This is a genomic window from Paenibacillus sp. EPM92, assembly GCF_016586185.1.
Classification (GTDB): Bacteria; Bacillota; Bacilli; order Paenibacillales; family NBRC-103111; genus Paenibacillus_G; species Paenibacillus_G validus.
Genome location: NZ_BCPS01000077.1, coordinates 25,934 through 47,632 on the forward strand (window position 1 = coordinate 25,934; position 21,699 = coordinate 47,632).

At 54.7% G+C, this 21,699-nt stretch carries 23 protein-coding genes; 5 read left to right on the top strand and 18 right to left on the bottom strand.

Annotated elements, in window-relative coordinates:
• Positions 1-135: 135 nt before the first annotated feature.
• The gene (locus JMF85_RS18185; RefSeq protein ID WP_127605772.1) at positions 136-2,289 is read left to right on the top strand and encodes a DNA topoisomerase III; all 2,154 of its coding nucleotides are present in this window, start codon (positions 136-138) and stop codon (positions 2,287-2,289) included.
• Positions 2,290-2,344: 55 nt separating this feature from the next.
• Here JMF85_RS18185 and JMF85_RS18190 read toward each other — a convergent pair whose 3' ends face one another.
• Together JMF85_RS18190 and JMF85_RS18195 are read right to left on the bottom strand one after the other, a co-directional pair.
• Positions 2,345-2,650 carry a hypothetical protein gene (locus tag JMF85_RS18190; RefSeq protein WP_127605770.1) on the bottom strand — a complete coding sequence of 102 codons (306 nt, stop codon included), beginning with the start codon at positions 2,648-2,650 and terminating at the stop codon, positions 2,345-2,347.
• A gap of 13 nt (positions 2,651-2,663) precedes the next feature.
• Entirely contained in the window at positions 2,664-3,560 is an 897-nt protein-coding gene (locus tag JMF85_RS18195; protein ID WP_127605768.1) for a TIGR01777 family oxidoreductase, read from the bottom strand.
• A gap of 179 nt (positions 3,561-3,739) precedes the next feature.
• On the opposite strand from JMF85_RS18195, the gene JMF85_RS18200 reads away from it, so the two are divergent.
• The gene (locus JMF85_RS18200; protein WP_236595905.1) at positions 3,740-8,890 is read left to right on the top strand and encodes an AAA family ATPase; all 5,151 of its coding nucleotides are present in this window, start codon (positions 3,740-3,742) and stop codon (positions 8,888-8,890) included.
• An 80-nt stretch (positions 8,891-8,970) separates the two neighbouring features.
• Here JMF85_RS18200 and JMF85_RS18205 read toward each other — a convergent pair whose 3' ends face one another.
• The 6 genes from JMF85_RS18205 to purT form a co-directional block, all read right to left on the bottom strand.
• Positions 8,971-9,783, bottom strand: a complete 813-nt coding sequence (locus JMF85_RS18205; protein WP_127605764.1) for an alpha/beta hydrolase — start codon at positions 9,781-9,783, stop codon at positions 8,971-8,973.
• A 34-nt stretch (positions 9,784-9,817) separates the two neighbouring features.
• Positions 9,818-10,159, bottom strand: coding sequence for a bacillithiol system redox-active protein YtxJ (gene ytxJ, locus JMF85_RS18210; protein ID WP_127605762.1), 342 nt, complete (start codon positions 10,157-10,159; stop codon positions 9,818-9,820).
• A gap of 50 nt (positions 10,160-10,209) precedes the next feature.
• Positions 10,210-10,716 carry a metallophosphoesterase family protein gene (locus JMF85_RS18215; RefSeq protein ID WP_127605760.1) on the bottom strand — a complete coding sequence of 169 codons (507 nt, stop codon included), beginning with the start codon at positions 10,714-10,716 and terminating at the stop codon, positions 10,210-10,212.
• A gap of 166 nt (positions 10,717-10,882) precedes the next feature.
• Positions 10,883-11,155 (bottom strand): hypothetical protein, encoded by a 273-nt coding sequence (locus tag JMF85_RS18220; RefSeq protein ID WP_127605758.1) that lies wholly within the window; start codon positions 11,153-11,155, stop codon positions 10,883-10,885.
• Positions 11,156-11,219: 64 nt separating this feature from the next.
• Positions 11,220-12,008: a TIGR00266 family protein gene (locus JMF85_RS18225; RefSeq protein ID WP_201318683.1), complete on the bottom strand. Its 789-nt coding sequence runs from the start codon at positions 12,006-12,008 to the stop codon at positions 11,220-11,222.
• Positions 12,009-12,105: 97 nt separating this feature from the next.
• Positions 12,106-13,287: a formate-dependent phosphoribosylglycinamide formyltransferase gene (gene purT, locus JMF85_RS18230; protein ID WP_201318684.1), complete on the bottom strand. Its 1,182-nt coding sequence runs from the start codon at positions 13,285-13,287 to the stop codon at positions 12,106-12,108.
• 248 nt (positions 13,288-13,535) lie between these two features.
• Here purT and JMF85_RS18235 point away from each other — a divergent pair, with 248 nt between their 5' ends.
• Positions 13,536-13,859 (top strand): winged helix-turn-helix transcriptional regulator, encoded by a 324-nt coding sequence (locus tag JMF85_RS18235; protein WP_054796475.1) that lies wholly within the window; start codon positions 13,536-13,538, stop codon positions 13,857-13,859.
• Positions 13,860-13,894: 35 nt separating this feature from the next.
• Here the strand turns inward: JMF85_RS18235 and JMF85_RS18240 are convergent, their stop codons facing one another.
• Both JMF85_RS18240 and JMF85_RS18245 read right to left on the bottom strand, forming a co-directional pair.
• Positions 13,895-14,149 carry a hypothetical protein gene (locus JMF85_RS18240; RefSeq protein WP_236595906.1) on the bottom strand — a complete coding sequence of 85 codons (255 nt, stop codon included), beginning with the start codon at positions 14,147-14,149 and terminating at the stop codon, positions 13,895-13,897.
• 30 nt (positions 14,150-14,179) lie between these two features.
• Complete coding sequence (locus JMF85_RS18245) at positions 14,180-14,383, bottom strand: aspartyl-phosphate phosphatase Spo0E family protein (protein ID WP_054799415.1); 204 nt, start codon at positions 14,381-14,383, stop codon at positions 14,180-14,182.
• A gap of 232 nt (positions 14,384-14,615) precedes the next feature.
• Between JMF85_RS18245 and JMF85_RS18250 the strand changes: the two genes are divergently transcribed.
• Entirely contained in the window at positions 14,616-15,326 is a 711-nt protein-coding gene (locus tag JMF85_RS18250; protein ID WP_201318685.1) for a response regulator transcription factor, read from the top strand.
• Between the two features lie 52 nt (positions 15,327-15,378).
• Here JMF85_RS18250 and JMF85_RS18255 read toward each other — a convergent pair whose 3' ends face one another.
• The 8 genes from JMF85_RS18255 to JMF85_RS18290 all read right to left on the bottom strand — a co-directional run bounded on the left by JMF85_RS18255 (position 15,379) and on the right by JMF85_RS18290 (position 21,365).
• On the bottom strand, positions 15,379-16,119 hold the full coding sequence (locus tag JMF85_RS18255) for a YhcN/YlaJ family sporulation lipoprotein (protein WP_201318686.1): 741 nt from the start codon (positions 16,117-16,119) through the stop codon (positions 15,379-15,381).
• Positions 16,120-16,203: 84 nt separating this feature from the next.
• The gene (locus JMF85_RS18260; RefSeq protein ID WP_236595907.1) at positions 16,204-16,725 is read right to left on the bottom strand and encodes a hypothetical protein; all 522 of its coding nucleotides are present in this window, start codon (positions 16,723-16,725) and stop codon (positions 16,204-16,206) included.
• A gap of 23 nt (positions 16,726-16,748) precedes the next feature.
• Positions 16,749-17,396 carry a trimeric intracellular cation channel family protein gene (locus JMF85_RS18265; protein WP_127605752.1) on the bottom strand — a complete coding sequence of 216 codons (648 nt, stop codon included), beginning with the start codon at positions 17,394-17,396 and terminating at the stop codon, positions 16,749-16,751.
• 4 nt (positions 17,397-17,400) lie between these two features.
• Positions 17,401-18,480, bottom strand: coding sequence for a Gfo/Idh/MocA family protein (locus tag JMF85_RS18270; RefSeq protein ID WP_201318687.1), 1,080 nt, complete (start codon positions 18,478-18,480; stop codon positions 17,401-17,403).
• A gap of 37 nt (positions 18,481-18,517) precedes the next feature.
• Entirely contained in the window at positions 18,518-19,177 is a 660-nt protein-coding gene (locus JMF85_RS18275) for a response regulator transcription factor (protein ID WP_201318688.1), read from the bottom strand.
• Between the two features lie 6 nt (positions 19,178-19,183).
• On the bottom strand, positions 19,184-20,578 hold the full coding sequence (locus JMF85_RS18280; RefSeq protein ID WP_141335825.1) for a sensor histidine kinase: 1,395 nt from the start codon (positions 20,576-20,578) through the stop codon (positions 19,184-19,186).
• A 19-nt stretch (positions 20,579-20,597) separates the two neighbouring features.
• Positions 20,598-20,981 carry a kinase-associated lipoprotein KapB gene (gene kapB / locus JMF85_RS18285; protein WP_201318689.1) on the bottom strand — a complete coding sequence of 128 codons (384 nt, stop codon included), beginning with the start codon at positions 20,979-20,981 and terminating at the stop codon, positions 20,598-20,600.
• Between the two features lie 45 nt (positions 20,982-21,026).
• A complete protein-coding gene (locus JMF85_RS18290; RefSeq protein WP_201318690.1) occupies positions 21,027-21,365 on the bottom strand; it encodes a thioredoxin family protein in 339 nt (112 codons plus the stop codon).
• A gap of 107 nt (positions 21,366-21,472) precedes the next feature.
• Here JMF85_RS18290 and JMF85_RS18295 point away from each other — a divergent pair, with 107 nt between their 5' ends.
• The gene (locus JMF85_RS18295; RefSeq protein WP_054796473.1) at positions 21,473-21,661 is read left to right on the top strand and encodes a hypothetical protein; all 189 of its coding nucleotides are present in this window, start codon (positions 21,473-21,475) and stop codon (positions 21,659-21,661) included.
• Positions 21,662-21,699 lie beyond the last annotated feature (38 nt).

The window sequence follows — 21,699 nt, forward strand, 5'->3', positions numbered from 1 at the left end:
TCTTCATTATACATGATAACTATGACAAGTTCTGTCAGTCTTATCTCAAGAAAGTTAGCGGACTTCCTGAAAATATGTTACAACTGAGAGGAACAAGAACAGCCGCTTGCCTCTTTACGGTTGAAAGGAGTCCTTATGAAATCATTGGTATTAGCCGAGAAGCCGAGCGTCGCCAAGGAGATTGCGCGAGTGCTGGGCTGCGGGCAAAAGCATAAGCATTACTACGAAGGCGCCGGTTACGTTGTCACTTGGGCGCTCGGTCACTTAGTGACGCTAGCAGAGCCGGAGGATTACGATCCGAGCTATAAGGAATGGCGGCTTGAGGATTTGCCGCTCATCCCGAGGCAAATGAAACTGAAAGTGATCCGTGAGACGACGCCTCAATTCAAGGCGATAGCCAGCCTTGCGAAACGCAGCGATCTTGGCCAGCTTATTATAGCTACCGATGCCGGCCGTGAAGGCGAGCTCGTCGCCCGCTGGATCATGGAGCTGGTGCGCTGGAACAAGCCGTTCCAACGGCTTTGGATATCGTCGCAGACGGACAAGGCGATTCGCGACGGCTTCGCGTCGTTGAAGCCGGGTACGGCCTACGATCCGCTGTACCGGTCCGCCGTCTGTCGGGCGGAAGCGGATTGGCTGATCGGCTTAAATCTGACGCGTGCGCTTACCTGCAAGCATAACGCCCAGCTCGCCGCCGGCCGGGTACAGACGCCGACGCTCGCCATGATGATGGAACGCGAGAAGCAAATCAAATCGTTCCAAGCCAAAGATTATTGGCTCCTGCGGGCCGACTTCGGCTCCTTCCAAGCGACATGGCGCAGCTCGGCCCACCCTGACGGCCGATTGTTCGACAAAGCCGCGGCCGAGGCGCTGCTCGCCAAGCTGAACCGCACCCAAGCGGCGCAGGTGAGCCAGCTGAAAATGACGGAGAAGCAGGAGCCTCATCCGCTTGCCTACGACTTGACGGAGCTGCAGCGGGACGCAAATAAACGGTATGGCTTCACGGCGAAGCAGACGTCGAACGTGCTCCAACGTTTGTACGAGCAGCACAAGCTTGTCACCTACCCGCGAACGGATTCCCGCTTCCTTTCCACCGACATCGTACCGACGCTGCCGGGCCGTCTGAAATCGCTTCAGGTACAACCTTACCTCGGCCTGGTCAAGCCGTTGCTGGCGAAGCCTTTACCGGTCACCAAGCGGATCGCCGACGATTCGAAGGTGACCGATCACCATGCGATCATCCCAACCGATGAACGCCCGCAGCTGAACAACTTAAGCGCCGATGAGCGAAAATTGTACGACCTGATCGTCAAGCGGTTCATCTCGCTGTTCTACCCGGCTTACCGCTACGATGAAACGGCTGTCGTCATCGAGCTTGGCGGCGAAGCTTTTCATGCGAAGGGGCGCGTCGTCCGCGACAAAGGATGGCGCAGCATGTACGAGGAGGCGGCCTGGTCCCACTTGGCGGATGACGAGGAAAGCGACGACCGGGATGCCGCCGACGGCTCGAACGCGGTCCAGACGCTGCCTGCGCTGCAAAAAGGGATAGCGCTGAACAACGTCCGCCTGTCCTTGCATAAGCAAATGACCAAACCGCCTTCCCGGTATACGGAAGCAGGACTGCTTTCCATCATGGAAAAGCATGGGCTCGGGACGCCGGCCACGCGAGCCGATATTATCGAGAAGCTGTTGTCGACCGATACGATCGAACGGCGGATGAATACGCTGCAGCCGACGGGCAAAGGCGCTCAGCTCATGGAGCTCGTGGTGCCGGAGCTGCGTTCGCCGGAATTGACGGCCGCCTGGGAGCAGGAGCTGCAGCGCATTTCGACCGGTCAAGGGGATGCGCAGTCGTTCATGAACCGCATCCGGAAGCAAACCGAATCGATCGTACGGGATGTCAAAGCGAGCGAGGCCGAGTACAAGCCGCATAACCTCACCAACTCGCGCTGCCCGGAATGCGGAAAGTCGTTGCAGGAAATCAAAGGCAAACACGGCAAAAGGCTCGTCTGCATCGACCGCGAATGCGGCTACAAGCGTGCCGCGGAAGCGCCGTTATCGAATAAACGGTGTCCGCAATGCCGCAAAAAGATGGAAATTCATACCGGCAAAGCGGGGAAGTACGCGCAGTGCCGGCCTTGCAATGTCGTCGAAATGCTGGGGGATGCCCCCGGCGGCCGAGCAGGGAAGCGGCAGCAATCGAAGCTGGCCGAACAGTACAGCGATAAGGTCTCGCTAGGCTCCAGCCTGGAGGAAGCCCTTCGCGCTGCGATGGAGAAGAAAAAGTAAAGCGGAATCGCAGCCAAAAGCCCCGATCGGAATAATCCGTTTCGGGGCTCTTGGTTTAACCCTTATTCAACTCCGGGAGCACTTGCGCTTGAAAATACCGGCGGAGCTGCTCCTTCTCCGACTCCGTAAACTGGTATTCGCAATCCCTGCCCTCATCCTGCGGCGCGATCTCGACAAGCAAACCGTCCGCTGTGCAAACGAGCAGAGCGCCCAGCTCTTCGATTCCTTCCGGGAGGAGCGACGGATCGATAAGGTCGAAGCTGACGTAAATATCGAACCATTGCTCGTTTCGGCGTTCGAGCGTATGGGACAGGTGTACGAATTGTAATTCTTGTATATCCGTGCTGCCGTATGTCAACATGTACCGTTCCCCTTCACTTTTTGTCCGCGAGCAAATCTTCCAGCGCCATCTCGATAACCGGATACAGGTAATGGAAGTTATGTTTCACGGCAACCGACGGAAAAACCTTCTGCCCCTGCAGCAGCAGCATCGACATCTCGCCGAACAGCATCTTCATCATGAACGCGGGGACCGGGAACAAGTAGGGCTTCTTCAGCTTGGACGCCACCGCCCGGCCGAAGGCATCGTTCGTTACGGCCATCGGCGTCGTCGCGTTGACCGGCCCTTCAATCTCTTCATGCTCGATGCAGAAATCGATTAATCGGCACAAATCGTCGATATGGATCCACGATAACGGCTGTCTTCCCGTACCGATCCGCCCGCCCAGGCCGAATTTGAACGGTGCGATCATCTTCGGGAAAGCGCCTCCGTCTTTGCCGAGCACAACGCCTAGCCGCAGCAGCACGACCCGGGTATCCGGAATATGCTCCGCCGCCATCTCCCATTGGTCGACAACGCTCGCCAAGAAATCGTCCTTCTTCCATTCACTCTCTTCGATGAACGTTTCCGAATCGGACGTCCCGTATATGGCTACGCCGGATGCGTTGATCAATACCGGCTTTCGCTCCATCCGCTCGATCCACGATTGCACGCTGGCCACCGAATCGAGCCGCGATTGCAGAATACGGGCCTTCGCCTCTGCCGTCCAGCGCTGATTGATCGTCTCCCCGGCTAAATTGACGATCGCGTCCACGCCTTCAAGGGGCAGCAAGCTCGTCTCGAGCTCCTCCCAAGTCGCATATCGGACGAGCGGATGGTCCGGTTTGCGCTTCTTTCGCGCGACTACGACCACCGACGCCTTCTGCTGAATATAGTATTGGGTCAAGTGACGACCGATAAAACCGGTTCCTCCTGCAATTGCAACTTTCATGTTCATTCCTCCGCATGTGTCCACTACCTTAGGTTGATTTTCATTATATAACAATTGTTACGATTATGGAAAATTAGTGAAGTCTTCAGGCCCGATTACAGGCGGCATTGAGGTTGAATAACCTAATATAGGAAAGTACAATGGATAGTAAGAAGGTTAGTTATCGGAGGTCTGTCGAGTTGGCTTGGAACTTAAACGAAAAAACCGTCGAACCTGTCCATGAGAACGGCCATACTTTGCTGTTTCGGGCTAAGGAACAAGACACAGGCTTCATCCGTTATTTCAAAGCGCTGCGGCCCGGACTGGGCTATGATCCGCTCCAGCAAAGATTGCTGCAGGAATTCGAGCAAGCGAAACGGCTCGCTGCCGCTGACGTCTGGGTGCCGGAGCAGGCGTACGAATGGAACGGCGTCCCCGCCCTGCTGTTCCAGCCTATCGAAGGGCAGCCGCTCTCAGCTTACCTGCAATCGGGCCCTGCCGAGCTGACCCTGTTTCTGAACCTGGCGATCGGCGCCGCCGAGGCGGTCAGCAAGCTGCACCAGACGAAACACCTGCATCTGAACTTAAGTCCGTACGCTTTTTTTGTAGAATCGAATCGAAAAAAATGCAAGCTGACCGATCTGTTCCGGGTCACCCCGATCTCAACGGTACCGGAGGCGCATGTGCTGCCGCAGCCCGTTTATGAAACGAATGCGCTGTTCTATGCAGCGCCTGAGCTTACCGGCCGGATGAACCGGCGGCCCGATCATCGAACAGATTTGTATGCGCTCGGCATCATGTTCTATCGGATGCTGTCCGGCGAGCTGCCGTTCCAGAGCGACGACGTGTTGGAACTGCTCCATATGCAGTTTACCAAAGAACCAAAGCCGCTCACGGAATATCAAGTACCGAAGCCCGTCTCGGACATTGTGCTGAAATGTTTGGCCAAACATCCCGAGCACCGCTACCCGAGCGCGTTCGCCTTGCGCCACGATCTGGAAATCGCGTTGAACAAGCTGCTGACCGATGGCTATCTGGAACCGTATGAAATCGGCAATGACGGCGTTTCCGATCAATTCGTGATCTCCGAGAAGATATACGGACGCGAAGCCGCTCTTCAAGCGCTGAGCGAGGCTTACGCCCGGGTTCGCAAGGGCGGAATGGAATTCGCGTTCGTGTCCGGCATATCCGGCATTGGCAAGTCCTATTTGATACATGAATTTCAGAAGCTGATTCAACAACAGAACGGTTTATTCATCTACGGCAAATTCGATCAATTTAAACGCGCTACCCCTTACCACGCCTTGCACGAAGCGGGCAAGCAGCTGCTTCAATACTTATTGACCTTGAACGAAGAAGCGTTTCACAACATGAAACGACGTATTCTGGAGGCAGTCGGCCCTAACGGTCAAGTGCTCATGGAGATGGTTCCGGAGCTCGAGCAGGTGTTCGGCAAGCAGCCTCCGATTACAAAGATGCCTCCGGCGGAAATGTACAACCGGCTCATGATGACGGTGCAGAAGGTGCTATCCGTGTTTACTTCCAGAGAACAGCCGCTCATCCTATTTCTCGACGATTTGCAGTGGGCCGACGCCGCGTCCATTCAATTGATACAGGATATAGGGCTCGGTACGAACAGGAACTACCGCTTGTTTATCGGTTCATTCCGGGATCGCGACGTCGGGGGCTCGCATCCGCTCCGTGTCATGATCGATAAGCTGCAGCGGCAGAAGAGCAGCCATACGACGCAAATTCAATTAGAGCCGCTGGATGAACGTCATTTGGAGCAAATGCTGACCGACACCCTGCAGCCTGCGCGGCAACCCGTACGCGCCTTGGCGCAATTGATGATGAAAAAAACGAAGGGCAATCCGTTCTTCACGAAGCAGTTTTTCCGCTCTATTTACGATCAGCAGCTGCTGTGGTTCGACTACTCGGCACGCGCATGGACATGGGACGAAGCGAAGATCCAAGAGCTGCACATGACCGAGAACGTCGTCGATTTTATGATCAACAAAATCGTACGGCTCCCGGAACAGCTGCAGTCTTTGCTCCAGCACGCAGCTTGCATCGGTCATCAGTTCACTTCGGAGACGCTTGCGCTCGTCACCGGACGGACTGCCGAAGAAGTGGAAGAAAGCTTGAAGGATGCGGTCAAAGACGGCCTTATCCACGCGGTCCATACGGGCAGAAACAGCGTAACCCCGGTTACAACGTATAAATTTTTGCATGATCGCGTTTACCAAGCTTTGTACTCCTTGCTTTCAGACTATCGCAAACAGGAAATTCATTTGCAAATCGGTCGTCTATTGGAGCGTCATTATGCGGACGCAAGCGCACAAGAAGAGAATACGTTCGAAATCGTGAACCAGCTGAACCTTGGCGCGCCGCTGATCGGATCGCGGGAAGAGAAGGAACGGCTGGCTGCCTTAAACTTAAAGGCTTGCCGCAAGGCAAAAGAAAGCTCTGCGTACGATACCGGACTGAAGTACGCGCTGTGCGGTTATCGGCTGCTTGAATCGGATCACTGGGAGCGGCAGTACGAGCTGGCTTACGCGCTTCAGCTGGAGAAAGCGGAGCTTGAATACTTAAGCGGGCAATTCGAGGAAGCCAAGCATTCGTTCGCGGCCGCCTTATTGCATGCGCGCACCAAACTGGAGAAAGCCGAAGCCTACAACCTGATGATGGTGCTATTCACGAACCTGGGCGAGCACGAGGAAGCGCTGCGGATCGGATTGAAAGGTCTGAAGCTGCTCGGGATTCATATCCGCCCGAACACGGGGAAAGCGAGCATTGTTTGGGAGATGCTGAAATCACAGGCGCGTAAAGGCACCCGCAGCATCGACGATTTGATCGACATCCCCGTGATGACCGATCCGAATCACAAGGCGGTTATGCAGTTCCTGGTTAATCTGATTCCGCCTGCGTACTACATAAACTCGGAATTGTACATTTATTTGATGCTTCGCATGTTCAATTATTCGCTGGTGCACGGACATGCGGAAGGCAGTGCGTTCGCTTATACGACTTACGGCGTGATTATGAGTTCGCTGCTCGGCAGACTGAATTCGGGTCTGGCCTATGGACGGCTCGGCGTGAAATTGAGCGATTCATTCAATCATTTGCCGATCAAATGTAAAGTTTACTTCGGCGCAGGGGCCTTCACCAGCCATGTGAAGGAGCATATCGAGACGAACGTCGAACTGCTGCGCAAGGCTTATCAATTCGGGGAAGAATCGGGGGATTTCGTATACGCCGGATATTCGATCACGTTTAGCTTTTTCCTTCGCTTGTTTCGGGGGGATCATCTATCGGACGTGTTCAAAGAGACGGAGCACTACCAAAATTTTATATATAAAGCGCAGGACCGCGATACGATCATGATCCTAACCGTTCTCCAGCGTTACATGCAGAACATGAGAAATCAAGCATTCTCTCATACATCCGATGAAACAAGATCCGAGCGGTTCATGAGCGCCGAAGAAATCGAGCAGCTTTCCCGGTTCACCAACAATGCAATCATACATACATATTATGTCATGCAGGGGCAAACGTTTTATATGTTCAACCGCCTGGACGAAGCCCGGAAGCTGTTGGAAGAAGCGGAAACGGTACTGTCGACCGTCTTCGGGATGATGCACGTGCATCTGCACCACTTTCATTATGGCATGGTGCTTGCGGGACTTTACGATCAAGCTGCCCCAGCCGAGAGAAAGCGCCTCCGGGATCGAATTCAATTCAGCATCCGGTTTATGGACAAATGGGCCCGGCATTCACCCGATAATTTCTTACATCTGAAACTGCTGCTCGAAGCCGAATGGTACCGGATCACCGACAAGCGAGCGCTCGCGGAAGAAAAATACGATCAAGCGATCCATTATGCGGGTAAAGGCCGCTTCGTCCAGTACGAGGCCATGGCCAGCGAATGTGCAGCCAAGCATTATTTGCAAGCAGGCAAATTGAAAATCGCCCGCTCCTATTTGCTCGAAGCGCGCAGCCTTTACGCCAAATGGGGCGCCGAGCGCAAAGTGACCGATCTCGACGAGAAGTACCCGTACCTGGTAACCCGAGGCCAAGCAGCGGAAGCGAGCATCGACCTCTCGTGCGTCGTGAAAGCGTCGCAGGCGGTATCGAACGAAACCGTTCTTCAACAAATGCTGGACAGCATCATGACGATCGTACTGGAAAATGCGGGAGCCGAAAAAGGCATGCTCGTGCTGGAGCGTGACCGGCGGTTGTGGATCGATGCGGAGAAAACCGCCAACGCCCCGTTCGCGGCGATGCAAATCATGCCGCTTGAGGACTGCCGAGACGCTGCGGTCACGGTCATTCAATATGCCGCCCGCACCGGCGAGACGGTGCTGCTGCAGGATGCGGTATTATCCGAGCTGTTCTCGAAAGACGCCTACATTCAAACCAAACGGCCGAAATCGATTCTCTGCGTCCCGATCTGCCGATTCAACAAGCTCGTCGGCGCTTTGTACCTGGAAAACAACCTGGCGACGCACGTGTTTCAAGAGGAAAGGGTTGAAACGCTTAAGCTGCTTGCCTCGGAAATCGCCGTCTTGATCGAGAACGCCAAGCTGTACGATTATCTCGAATCCAAGGATTACAAGCTTCAGCTGTTGGAGGAGCAGGAGAAAAACATTCGCCTTCAGCTCGATGAGAAGGAGCGCTGGGCGCAGTCATCCGAGGCGACGATGCTCAATATCCGAAAATCGCAGCATGAGTTGATCAACAACGTCCAAACCGTTCATGCCCTGCTGATGATAAACAAGTACGACTTGGCCAAAGATTACATCTCGGTTTGGTGTAAGGAAATCGTGCAGCAATCCGTCATAGGCTCGGTGAAATTTCCGATCCTCGCGGTCGTGCTCAACCAACTTTCGCTAACATGCGTTTCCAAGAAAATCGACCTGCAGGTAAGCGGTAACCTGGACTGCGCGTTCGATCAGCTGACGCTGCCGATCAATTATTTCTCCAGCGTGATGCACAACCTGTTGAAGAATGCCGTCGAGGCGATCCCGCAGGACGATCTGCTGCGGACTGTCCGGCTGACGATCCAGGAACATGAAGATCACTACCGGTTGACGGTGTATAATACCGGCTCCTACATTTCGGCGGAAGAACGCAACCGCATCTTCGACAAAGGGTTCTCGACCAAATCGGAACAGGCGAACTCCGGACTCGGCCTGCACCTTGCGCACAATTATTTGCAGCATTACGGCGGTTTCATGGAATGCGAATCCACACTTGATCACGGCACGTCTTTCATCGTGTACTTGCCCAAACGGGCAACCGAAGCCGTCGGCCGTGCGGACCGGCTGCCCCTCGACGCCAGTTCGTCCTGAATTTCACGACATAAAGCCCGTTCGGGATTTCTATGCGATAGCATAGCTCCCGGAACGGGCTTTACTTTCCACCTGTCTCCTTACCGCGCCGGCTCGGTGACTTGCAGCGCTTTCTCGATAAACCGCAGCGCATCCGTCAGATGTTCGCTGAAATACGACCATTGATGGTCGCCTTCGAACTCCATATACTCATGCGGATAACCGAGCTGATCAAGCAGCGCTTTGAACGCCTGGTTGGCCGGGAACAGAAAGTCCGAACGGCCGCAGTTGAAATGCAGCGCCGGTCTTGCCTCATCTTTCACCCGCCGCCCCGCCAACACGTGCAAATCCAGCTCCTTGGCGTAAGGCCCGTACATTGGCCCCATGATCCGCGGCGTCGTGTCCGAGCGCAGATCCTGCGGCGTCATCAAGGAAACCGACACGAGCGCTCCCGAGATGCTTGCGGCTGCACTGAACACGTCGGGGTTGCGCAGCGCCAGCGCAAAGGCGCCGTAACCGCCCATCGACAGCCCGCACACGGCGCGTTTCGACCGGTCGGCAATCGTGCGGAATTCATGGTCGATGGTCGGGATCAAATCCTGGAGGATGTAATCCTCGAATCGCCCCGTCCCATCATACCAATTGACGTAAAACGTCCCGTGCCCGTATCCGCCGTCGTTCGGCATAACGACTATGCTCTCGCTGAGTTCCCGGGAAGCGATTAACGCATCCAGGGTCGCTTCCGCGTTTCCTTTCACCGTCCAGCTCGTTTCGTCGCCGTGCAGCCCGTGCAATAAATAAACAACGGGGTAACGACGATCCTCATCGAGATGATAACTATCGGGAACATAAACCTGGCACACTTTCCGGGCGAATAACGCTGCAGAAAAAAACGAAAACGGTTGAACGGCCATACGCTCTCTCCTCTACCCGGTGACTAAACTTGCCTTAGTTCAAGACGGCATGAATGTGTTCTTCCGTGATCGCCCAATGGGACGTATTCCATACGGTATCTTTGTTTTTCACGTATAAAATTTGCGGCGAAGCGTGTTTCACGCCGGTATCTTCAGCGATTTGGTTGGACACCGGACGCGATTCGATCACCTTCACCAGCAAGTAATCAACCTCCGGGTTCGGCGTCTTCCCAAGGTATGCTTCATACTCTTGCAGGGCATTGAAGCTCACCGGACAGGCCGTGCTATGTTTCAGAATAACAATTGGCTTGCTGACGCTGGCCGTGAGCGCTTGTTCCCACTCTTCGTTCGTCGTAATTTCTTTCCAAGAAGCCATGTTCAGGTTCCTCCGTCTCCTAATGGGTTTATTGAATCGTGAATGGAACGTTAGCTGCGATCCGCATAATAGAAGTGCGTGGCTTCGATGCGGTCCGTCAGCTCGATGATGCCGTATGAGTACTGCGGCTGCCGCCGCTTGTCAGCGGCCGAACCGGGATTGAACAGCAAAGTGCCGCCCCGTCTTTCCAGGAACGGGATGTGCGAATGACCGAAAATGACCACATCGACGGTCGAGTGTCCATGCGTATCGCAGAACGACTGAAAGGCGGTCTCGGGAGTCGAGCGTCCCCCGTCCCCGTGAACGAGTCCGATGCGAAACCCGCCGAGCGCAAGTACCTTTCGCTTGCCGAACCGTCGGATGATCTCCACCCCGTCGTTGTTTCCGGCTACACCGTCCACAGGGGCGATCGATTCGAATAAGGCGACGATCGATTCGTCGATCCAGTCGCCGGCATGCAGGATGCAGTCCACGCCTTGCAGGCCGCGCACGAGCGCTGCCGGAAGTGCCGTCGAGCGGCTGTTTAAATGGGTGTCGGATACGACGCCGATTCGCATGGCACAACCCCTTTCGCCTTTAACAACATTTTACCATAGTTCCCCTCTGCAGGACAAAAGATCAATGCTTTAACCCTGCCATGCGGCGGCAGGTTTTTAACAAACGACAAGCCCGCAGGCAGAAAACCTACGGGCTTGTCGCGCCGCGCAACGAGTGCGAGACTGCTTATTGAGGAGTTCCGGCCTTCTCGAGCGCCTGGCTGGAAATGGTTTCCTTGAACTTGGACATGCAGTTGCAAAGAAAATCTTTGCGGCAAATCGGGCAAGGCTCCTTCAACAAGCGGTTGATATGAGTCGGCCTTGGTTGACCGGACGCATCCTTTTCATAAATCAAACGGCATACGGTCCTGTCTTTCATTTGAGCAACGATTTCGAACAATCCGTTCTTCGGATTGTGACTGACGATTTTGGCATCGACGACTTGTGGGTTATATGCCATCTTCGCACCCCTTTTCCAAAAAATAATGAGAGGTTACTTATTTGTATTTAGAATCATATCGCTCTTAACGGTCGCCGTCAAGCAGGTTGCCTAGTCCGCCGAGAATGCTCCCCTCTTCTTTACGCCCGCCCGGCCCCGCCGCGCTCATGACGCGGTCGGCCAGACGGCTGAACGGCAGCGATTGAATCCACACCCGTCCCGGTCCGCGCAGCGTTGCGAAGAACAAACCCTCGCCGCCGAATAAAGCGGTTTTGACACCTTTCACGAACTCGATGTCGTAATCGACTTCCTGCGTCATAGCTACCAAACATCCGGTATCGACGCGAATCAGCTCGCCCGGCCGCAGCACGCGTTCGCAAATCGCCCCGCCCGCATGCACGAACGCCAGTCCGTCGCCTTCGATCTTCTGCATGATAAAGCCTTCGCCTCCGAAGAAGCCCGTCCCCAGCTTACGCTGAAAATCGATGCCGACCGAGACGCCCTTCGCGGCACACAGGAAGGCGTCCTTCTGACAAATGATTTTATTGCTGAGCTCGGATAAATCCATAGGCATAATACGGCCCGGGTACGGAGAGGCGAAGCTGACCCGCTCTTTCCCGGAACCGCGGTTCGTAAAGAGCGTCATGAACAGGCTCTCGCCGGTTAACAACCGCTTGCCCGCGCCGAACAGCTTCCCCATCAGCCCTTTCCCCTGATCGCTGCCGTCGCCGAAAATCGTCTCCATATGGATACTCTGATCCATCATCATTAAGCTGCCCGCCTCGGCAATTACGCTTTCGCCGGGATCGAGCTCAATTTCAACGTATTGCATTTCGGAGCCCACAATTTGATAATCGATTTCATGTGCGTTCATCGGTTCCTCTCCCCTTCTTCATCCTGCTTATATGCATATGTACGAGACGATCAGCTGCGCGTTTCACTTATAACCGGGAAGCTCGGACGGATACGAGTTAGGACGTATAGTCGATATGTAATTTTTCTGCGGCTTGTTTAGCCTGTTCTCTCGCTTGGGACGTCGTGTCCGCCGAGCTCAGCGCGACAGCCATCCTTCGGCCGGGCTTCGTCTCCGGTTTGCCGAAGACGCGGACCTGCGTGTTCGGAACCGACAGCGCTTCCCCGATGCCGCCTATGCGGAAATCCGTGCTGTCGCGATCCGCCTTCAACGTATACGACGCACCCGGCGTCAACAGACGAACCGTCGGAATCGGATAGCCGAGTATCGCCCTTACGTGCAGCGCAAATTCGGACAAGTCCTGCGTCGCCATCGTGACCATACCGGTGTCGTGCGGCCGCGGGCTCACTTCGCTGAAGTACACGCGGTCCGTCGCCAAGAACAGTTCAACGCCGTATAGCCCGTATCCGCCAAGCGCATCGGTGATCGCTTTCGCAATCGCTTGCGACGCTTCGATTTGCGCGGCGGACATCTCGTGAGGCTGCCACGATTCGATATAGTCGCCGTCCTTCTGAATATGGCCGATCGGCGCGCAATAAGCCGTGCCGCTGACCGAACGGACCGTCAGCAGCGTAATCTCCGAATCGAACTTGATAAATTCTTCGACAATGACGCGGGTCCGCTTGGCGCGGCCGCCTTCCATTGCATAGTTCCACGACGTCTCGATATCCTCCGGGGTCCGGCATACGCTCTGTCCTTTGCCGGACGAGCTCATGATCGGCTTAATCACGCAAGGAGTGCCGATCTCGGCAACGGCAGCGCGAAGCTCCTCCAGACTATCGGCGAACGCGTACTTCGCCGTCGGCAGCCCGAGCGTTTCCGCAGCCAGGCGGCGGATGCCTTCACGATCCATCGTCAACCGCGCCGCATTCGCGGTCGGCACGACCCGGTACCCTTCCGACTCGAGCTCGACGAGCGTCGGCGTCGCGATCGCTTCGATCTCCGGCACGATCAGATCCGGCCGCTCCTGCTCGATAATCCGCCGCAGCGCTTCCCCGTCCAGCATATTCACGACGTGCGAGCGGTGCGCGACCTGCATGGCCGGCGCATGCGCATAACGGTCGACGGCGATCGTTTCAACACCGAGACGCTGCGCTTCGAGCACGACCTCCTTGCCCAGCTCGCCCGAGCCGAGCAGCAGCATTTTATAGGCTTGTCCTGATAAAGGGGCTCCGTACATCAATAAATCCTCCTGATGGTTAACTTTTTTAGGCCTATCGCAGTTATACTGTACTTGCCTCATTTTTTCAACCAAAAAATGCATTTCCCGGCTTCCGGTTCCGCTCAAAACGACCGAAACCGTTCCAATGACGCTTTGCAACCGGTTATGACCCCAGAATATGTTACTATTTGTGCAAAAACCCTTCATAAAAATCTTACGAAAGTAAAGGAACTTATGATAAAATAAATAAAGAAGAGGTGAGAACGATGAGTGATCAACCGCAAACGATGTGTCCGAAGTTTGAAGCGGCTTTTGAAATTTTAGGTAAACGCTGGACCGGCTTGATTGTCCGCGCGCTGCTGGTGGGCCCGCGCAGATTTAAAGATATTTCAGAAATGATACCCGGTATGAGCGATAGAATGTTGGCCGAACGGTTTAAAGAGCTCGAGGCCGTAGGCGTTATTAGCCGACACGTCTATCCCGAAACGCCGGTGCGAATCGAGTACCAATTGACGGATAAAGGAAAGGCGCTGCGGCCGGTCATGGAAGCCGTGCAGCAATGGGGAGAAGCCTGGTGCTGTAAACAGTAACCATGTTTCTTCCTTCTTCATGTTAGGGGGTACGGCTATTCGCCGTACCCCGTTTCAGCCATATAGGTAACGGGGTAGTAAAATAGGCGGCTTCCGCACCGGGGACAGGTTGTCGTCGCTTGGAGGTCGTCCAACCCGTTCATCCACATGGCAAAAGAAAAAGACGATTCATGGTTGATCGTCCGAATGATATCGTTATGTTGCACGTAGTCGCAATCCCGTGTACTGCAGCAAGCGCGCACTTTATAACAGCTGTTCAAGTCGGACACGTCCTTCCGGGAAGTAGTCAAGCTTCCTTTCTTGGTATGTACGCGATCCTTTCATTTTATGCATGACCGATCAAAGACGAACGATGAGCCGTCACACTTTCGGCGCATCGCTTCCAAGATCAGTTCGTCGAGTTCCATACTTATTTTCACTACAAGCGGATCCGTTAGCGTCAAGCCTTTATCGATCACGAGAATGTTTAGATCATCGATGCATTTTTGAATTTGACATCCCAGCTCGCTGCCTGATATGTTCATGATCGATTCCCCCTATTCGTACGTTCGTTTTTGCGAACAACTGCATAACTTGAGAGGCTCTTCGATCTCGGTTACTGTTTATTTACCCTTTACAACAGGATCGAAATCGCCTATTTTACAGTTTACTTTCATTATTGCATCATCTTATTGGAAAAGTTGCAGACGGACATTAGTTCTCTATGAGCATTGTTAATGATTTCCTACTATTCATCGATATTTGAGGTGGCAAGTCATGTCTAGAATATTGTTGGTTGAAGATGATCATAGTATCGCAGATATGATATCCATCTACTTGAGCGAAGAAAATTATTCGGTCAGCATCGCCTATACCGGCCAAGAAGCTATCGATTTGTTTAACGAAGCTGAACCGGATGTTCTTATACTCGATTTGATGCTCCCGGATACGAACGGTATCGACTTGTGCAAGCAGTTCCGCTCCAAATCGACGGTGCCCATCATGATTGTGTCCGCCAAGAGCGAAGTGGCCGAGCGGGTGAACGCCCTGATGAACGGCGCCGACGATTACATGTGCAAGCCGTTCAGCATGCGCGAGCTGGCTGCCCGTACGAGCGCCCTGCTGCGAAGATCCGCGCTCACGCGAAAGGTCAAAGCGGCCGCTTCTGCCGCTTCCACCAAGCCCGCAGTGCAGCAGGAGACAAGCGATATTGTAGTCGATATGGAGAAACGGTGCATTTACGTGCATCGCCAGCCTGTTGAAACCACCTACTCCGAATTTGAAATCATGAAGCACTTCTGGCTTCATCCGGGCAAAGTGTTTTCCAGGGAGGAGCTGTTGAACAACATTCGCGGCATCGATTCTTTCGTCACCGAGCGCTCCGTAGACGTACATATTACAAATTTACGTAAAAAAGTAGAAACCGATCCCAAGGATCCGAAGCACATCAAGACGGTGTGGGGTGTCGGATACAAGTTCCAGCAGTAAAAAACTCCTTTATGCCGCATCAAGCGGTTAAAGGAGTTTTTGATGTGTCCGATTATTTCCTGGTATTCCCGTTATCCGGAAACACATACTGAATCATGGTATTAAACTCGTTCGTATAATCGGCGAACGTGCCGCGCTCCTGCTCTTCCTTGGCGTAAAAGCGGACACGCTGCACGAAATTCGGGTTGGCCGATACGTATACGTCTTGAATATGGGACGGCGCCATGGTCAGCACCAGCTTGCGGATTTCGTCGGCTTTGCCGTAGCCGAGCCCTCCGTTCTCCGTCCAGGAAATCCGGTCGGGAGTCCCCTCCACCGCGCCGAATAAACCTGCGCCGCCTTTAGCTGTTATGTGATGACCCCACGTATCCGGATTCGCTTCCTCGTCCGGCTTATGTCCGTCCAGCACTACGGCGACGTACGCGTTAACTTCCGTCAGCAGCACTTGCGCGGCTTGAACGCCTTCAAGATCGGCGATTCTAGACGCTATCCCCGGTTCGAAGCCCATCGTCTTGGCCAGATGTCGATTCGTCATATCGAGCTGCGTGCGTCCGCCGTTTTCCGGTTGCTGGCGGTTCTCCTGTTCTTGAATCCAACGCGGCTTCACACCAAGCGATGCGTCTTCGTTGTTGCGGGAATCGCGGTCGAATAAGGCTTGCTGCCGGTGGTCGTTCAGCCCTCCCCCGGCACTGCTCGTACCCGGCTTGTTGCCTGCGCAGCCGGCAAGCACCAGCAAGCAGACGCCTGAGACGAGCCCTATGCGCTTCGTTCCTTTGCCTAATGCTCGATACATGCTTGACATTCCCTCCTGTCCTCTCCTAACACAGCTAAGACTTAAGCTTAGGATGAATCACAGGGTGGAAATTATGCGCCAGCCTTATTTCTTTTTGTCAGATTCAGGATCGAAGCCGGCATCGACTCCCGATAAGAAGCGGCGCACCGCCTCCTCGGATAAATCTCCCTGTTCCTTAAAGCGGGCCAGCTGCTCCGCGATGCTGCGGCCGATCGACTCGAATTCGGCCTCCTGCGCGGCATACGACGGGTCAAACCATACATAGTCGCCTTCCGGACCGTTGCGCAAAAAGGGCTTTTGCCAATGCTCCGGATACGTGTAAGGCTGCTCTTCGAACAAGATCCCGAGCACGTCGTCGGAGTCAAGCGGAAGCAGTTGATGGAACACTTCATCTTGTGCCCCTGGCGTGCCGATGGCCGCGACGTTGCGATGCAGGTAAGCATAGTGCAAGTAATGCTCCGCACTCACCTTGTCCTTGCTGATTTCATACAGTTCCAGCTCGCTCTCCTGCAGCGTTCTGACCGTTTCCAACCGCTCTTGAATGGAGGATGAAGGGACGAGCCTCCACTCCTTCCATGAAATACCCGGTTCTTGGTTATTACTCACGATTAGCCCCCCTTATTCCCGATTCAGCTTTTTTCCATGGACGGTTCTTCGGTCAAGTTTAAAGCCCGACGCGGCAGTCGCCAACGACGGAATACGGACATCATCCGGAGAACAACAATGACGGCAAACAAGACGAGCAGCTGCCAAGAGCCTTGCACCCAGCCTAAGCCGATCAAGAAGCCGGTCAGCATCGCCCACACCGCATAAATTTCGTCTCGCAGCACAAGCGGTTTACGGCCCGCCAGCACATCGCGGATGATGCCGCCGCCGATCCCGGTCAGCATGGCGGCTACGATAACCGCGGACAGCGGGGCGTTCATTTGCGTCGCGTACAGCGCCCCCTGAATGGCGAAAGCCGACAGGCCGATCGCGTCGAACAGCGCTTCCCACGTTTTCCACTTGCGAATCCAGCTGACAGGAACGATAAAGACGAGAAATGCGGCGATAAGCGCCGTCAAGAAGTACGTCCGCTGCTCCCACAAGGTCGTCACCGGAATGCCGATCAATACATTGCGAACAACCCCGCCGCCGAAGGCGGTGACGAGGGCCAGTACAAACACGCCTAATATGTCGTACTCTTCTTCCATGGCAACGACCGCGCCCGAAATGGCGAACGCGATCGTGCCGATCATGCTGAATAACTGCAGGTTAATTTGAAGAAGCTCATCCATCCGATTAATCCAAACTCCAATCTAAGTTTACGACGTTCCCGGTACGGGACGATTCGTAAATCGCTTCGAGTACCAAACTGTTCGCCAGGCCCGACATGGCGGACGTCATCGGCTCGCGCCCTTCGCGGACACATTCCAGGAAGTGTGCGTTCATCCGAATGCGGGGACCTTCGTCTCCTTCGGGCACGTTCACTTCCACGTCGGCTGTCCGGTCGAAGAGCTCGGTGTGCAGCGTGCCCTGGCCCATTCTAAGCGAAGCGCCGCCGTCCGTGCCCATTAAATAAATATACGGACCGTTGTCCTGGAACGTCGTATTCGCCGCCCAGCTTACGTCCAGCGTAATCGTACCGCCATTCTCGAGCTTGATCAGCGCGGTTGCCAAATCTTCCACGTCGTAGAAGCCGTTCCAATCCGGCTTGCCCCAGTCGCCGATCCCTTTGCGCTTCGGCCCGAATTCGGCATAGGTCGTACCGAAGACGGACACCGGCTTCGGGCTGCCCATAAAATGCAGCGACAAATCAAGCATATGTACGCCTAAGTCGATTAACGGACCGCCGCCCGCTTTATGCATTTGTGTAAACCAGGAGCCCCAGCCCGGTATTCCTTTACGCCGCATCCAACCGGCTTTCGTATTGTAGATGCGTCCGAGCGCGCCTTTGTCGATCTGCTCCTTCACTTGCAAATACACGGATTCCCAGCGCTGCTGATGCGAAAGCATCAGCACTTTGCCGGATTTATGGTGGGCCTTGACGATTTCCTTCGCAGAAGCGGCATTCATGGCCATCGGTTTCTCCAGCAGCACGTGTTTACCCGCCTGCAGCGCTTCGATGGCAATCGGCGCATGCACATCGTTCGGGACGGCTATGACGACGGCATCGACCCTCGGATCCTGCAGCAGTTCCTGATAGGTCGCATGAACGTTCGGGATGCCGTATTGCTTCGCCCGTTCGAGGGCGAGCGGCTGGTATACGTCCGTCACAGCCGTGACGACGGCGCCCGGCGTCGCCTGGAAGCCTTTCATATGCTCATTGCCGATACCACCGGCGCCGATGATGCCGATTTGAATCCGATCATTGGCAGACATCGCAAATTTCCTCCCATTCAAGATGTAATGGTGCTTCTTACAGAATGCCCATATCCTTTGCTTTTTGCGCCGCTTCTTTGCTGCTTTTTCCGCCAAGCTTCTTCAAAATGTTGCCTACATGCACTTTCACCGTCCGGATCGAGACGACGAACTTGTCGGCGATTTGCGTCTGCGTGTGCCCTTTCTCGATTAAATCGAGCACTTGAATTTCCGTTGGCGTCAGCAGCTCGCGCAGCTCCTTGACCCGCACATCCTGTTCGAGCTGCTTCAAGCGCCGGAATTCCTCACGCATTTGCGCCGCTACGCTCGGATGGATGGCGCTGCGGTTCGCATAGGCGCTGCGCACCGCTTTCGGAATTTCAGCGAAATCCGATTTCACCATATAATCGACCGCTCCCGCTCTAAAAGCCTCGAAGATCATATCCTTTTCCTCCATCGAGGACAACATGATCACCCGCGCGCCGCTGCACTTCACAATCTCGGCCGCCGCCCATAGCCCTTCCGGGCTGTCGGACATCATAATGTCCAGTAGCACGACGTCCGCTTCCGTCCGTTCGAGCAGTTCCACAGCGTCGGCGCCGCTGGAAGCCGTTCCGACGACCTCGATGTCCGCTTCCTTGTTCAAGTAGCTTTTCAAGCCGACCAGCCAATCGGGGTCATCCTCCACGATGGCAACCCGGATGACGTTCGTCTCCATCTCAGATCAACCCTTTCCTTCAACAGAATTATCATGCTGCTGCTTCGGCTTCGGGAACTGCATGAATACGCTCGTGCCCAGCCCCGGCTTGCTGTGCACGTTCATGGTGCCCTTATGCTTATGCACGATGGCATAGCAGTAAGACAGCCCTAGTCCGAAATTCATCTTTTTCCCGCTCTTCGTCGAGTAAAAAGGATCGAACACCCGTTTCAGCTGATGCTTTTCCATCCCGATTCCGTTGTCCTTGATTTCCACCACGATTTTCCGTTTCGTCTCCGTCATACGCACGATTAACACGCCGCCTTGCGGCATCGCTTCCATCGCATTCGTCAGCACGTTCGTCCATACTTCGACGAGCTGCGCGCGGTCAGCTTCCATGGCTCCCCTGTACGCATACTCCTCGCGGACCTCGAAGCCGCTTAACTCCGGAGCCAGCATGCGCAGGCATTCGTGCATGACATCGGCGGGAACGATGCGTTCCTTCTGCAGAACGACCTCCTGCGTTTGGCCTTGAATCCGGTACATCATATCGTAAATGTGCTGGGAAGCGTTCATAATTACTTCCAAGTCCCGCACGAGCTCGACCGGATCGGGACTGCCTGTTGCGGCATCGGATTTGATTTTTTCGCCAAACAGCCGGATTTTCCCTACGTCGTTCTTGATCGCATGGTTCAGGATCGACGTTCCCGATGTAATCGCCCGCAGCGTATAATCGAGCTTCTGGTTTTGGATCGAAATTTGCAGCCCCATAAAACCGTACCGAAAGCTGGAGCCGATAATAACTGCAATCGTAAAGGCGATAACCCAGGCGTTATACCGCCACAGCTCATAAATGCCGAGAAACGTCGGAAATAAATATAATGTGAATAGAGCAAAAAATAACGTCGGCGCCGCCGCCGCCGCAACCAGAAACCGGCTGCGGCGCAAGAACGAGTTGCGCTCGCGGCAGGCCGCCGTCAGCAGCAGGCCGATGCCGGTAAGGATATAAGGCGTCGCCCAGAACGTAACATAACCGTAAGGAATCGGATCGTTCGGCTTCGGTTCGAACAGGAACGTTCCGGCAAGCGGCAGAAGCAGTGCCCACGGCAACCATTTACGCCAAGTCCACAGCGGATAATTCGGGTGATAAACGATGGCGAACATCAGGAACGTGTACGGCAGTCCATAGTAACAAATTCGGGACGCAATGAGCTCAGCGTTCGCAAGCAGTTGAGCGACCGGCTCGGTAAGCCATTGTCGCTCGAGCAAGTACGGAACCACCTGATCGGCAATGACCGCGGACAAGCCCCCGGACCCGCCGGTAAAGGCAATGCTGCTGATCCATCGGGTCGTCAGCCGCTTCGGATCGGTTACGAGCAAGAGCAGCCCGACAGTCCATAGACCGATGAGTACGAACAGCATGGTCAATCACTTCCGTCTCTTAGAGATAGTCCTGCTTCAGCTTCTCCAGCTCGCTGAGCGAGCGCTCCGCAAAGCGGCGGAGCCGGTCGAAGCTGGCGATCTCCCGATCGAGGGCCTGCAGCAGCGATTGTTTGTAATCCGGAATCGAACCGTGATAAGCGGCGATCGTTTGCGGCGGCATTAAGGCGATCTCCTGGTAGGCCAGCGCGCGGCGTTCATGAAAGAACGGCACGTCCGGGTTCATCGGATTGTGCAAATCTCCTTGGGCCGGATGTTTCACTACGGCAAGAATGCGCACAGCCGCTTTACCGGTTGACATCAGCTCGACGACTTCGCCGATGTACTCTCCCGTTTTGTATGACGCCGTAACAATTTGACCCGTTTGACATGTATCCGATTGCATATGAATTCTCCCTTCCTTCATTCAGGTTTCGGCTGGATTACGTTGTTACGTTGTTATCATCCAGGCGTAGAGCTCGGCGACCCCTTCCATTCTGTACCGCTTGCCGGTCGGAACACCGCGCTCCAGTTTGACCAGGCAAGGTACGCTTTCGATCTGCCAGTCATAAGGCAGCTCCCGGCACAAGTTGATGTTCGTCTGTCCAATAGTCAGACCCGGATCCATGGAAGCCACGACCTCCAGCATTCGCCGGCCCGCTTGACATGTGCCGCATAGCGGCGTATGGAACAGCACATAACGCGTCGGTTCGTCCGCTCGGTCCGCAGGCGTAACGGGCGGGAGACTCAGGGCCTTCAGCTCCTTCTCCGACCAGTCGGGCAATCCCATCTCAACGCCCCCTTCTCGGCTTTATTTTTGAATGTTGCTTCCGGGTGGACAAATCCGGTATGATGGTACTATATTGATCTACAGGCAGGTGTATACAAATGTCGGAAATGAATAACTCGGAAGAACCGCGCAAGGTGAGCTTGGCGGATGCGATCAAGAACAAGCTTGCACAGAAGAAACAAGCTCAGCTTGACGCGAAGAACAATCCGCAGCAGCGGGCTGGCAGCGACGCGGTCATGCGCAGCCAGAACAATAAGAAACCGAACAATCAACGCCGTCGTACCGGCGGAAGCTAATCGGCCATAGGTGTTAAAGAAGGATGAGGGCTGCCCGG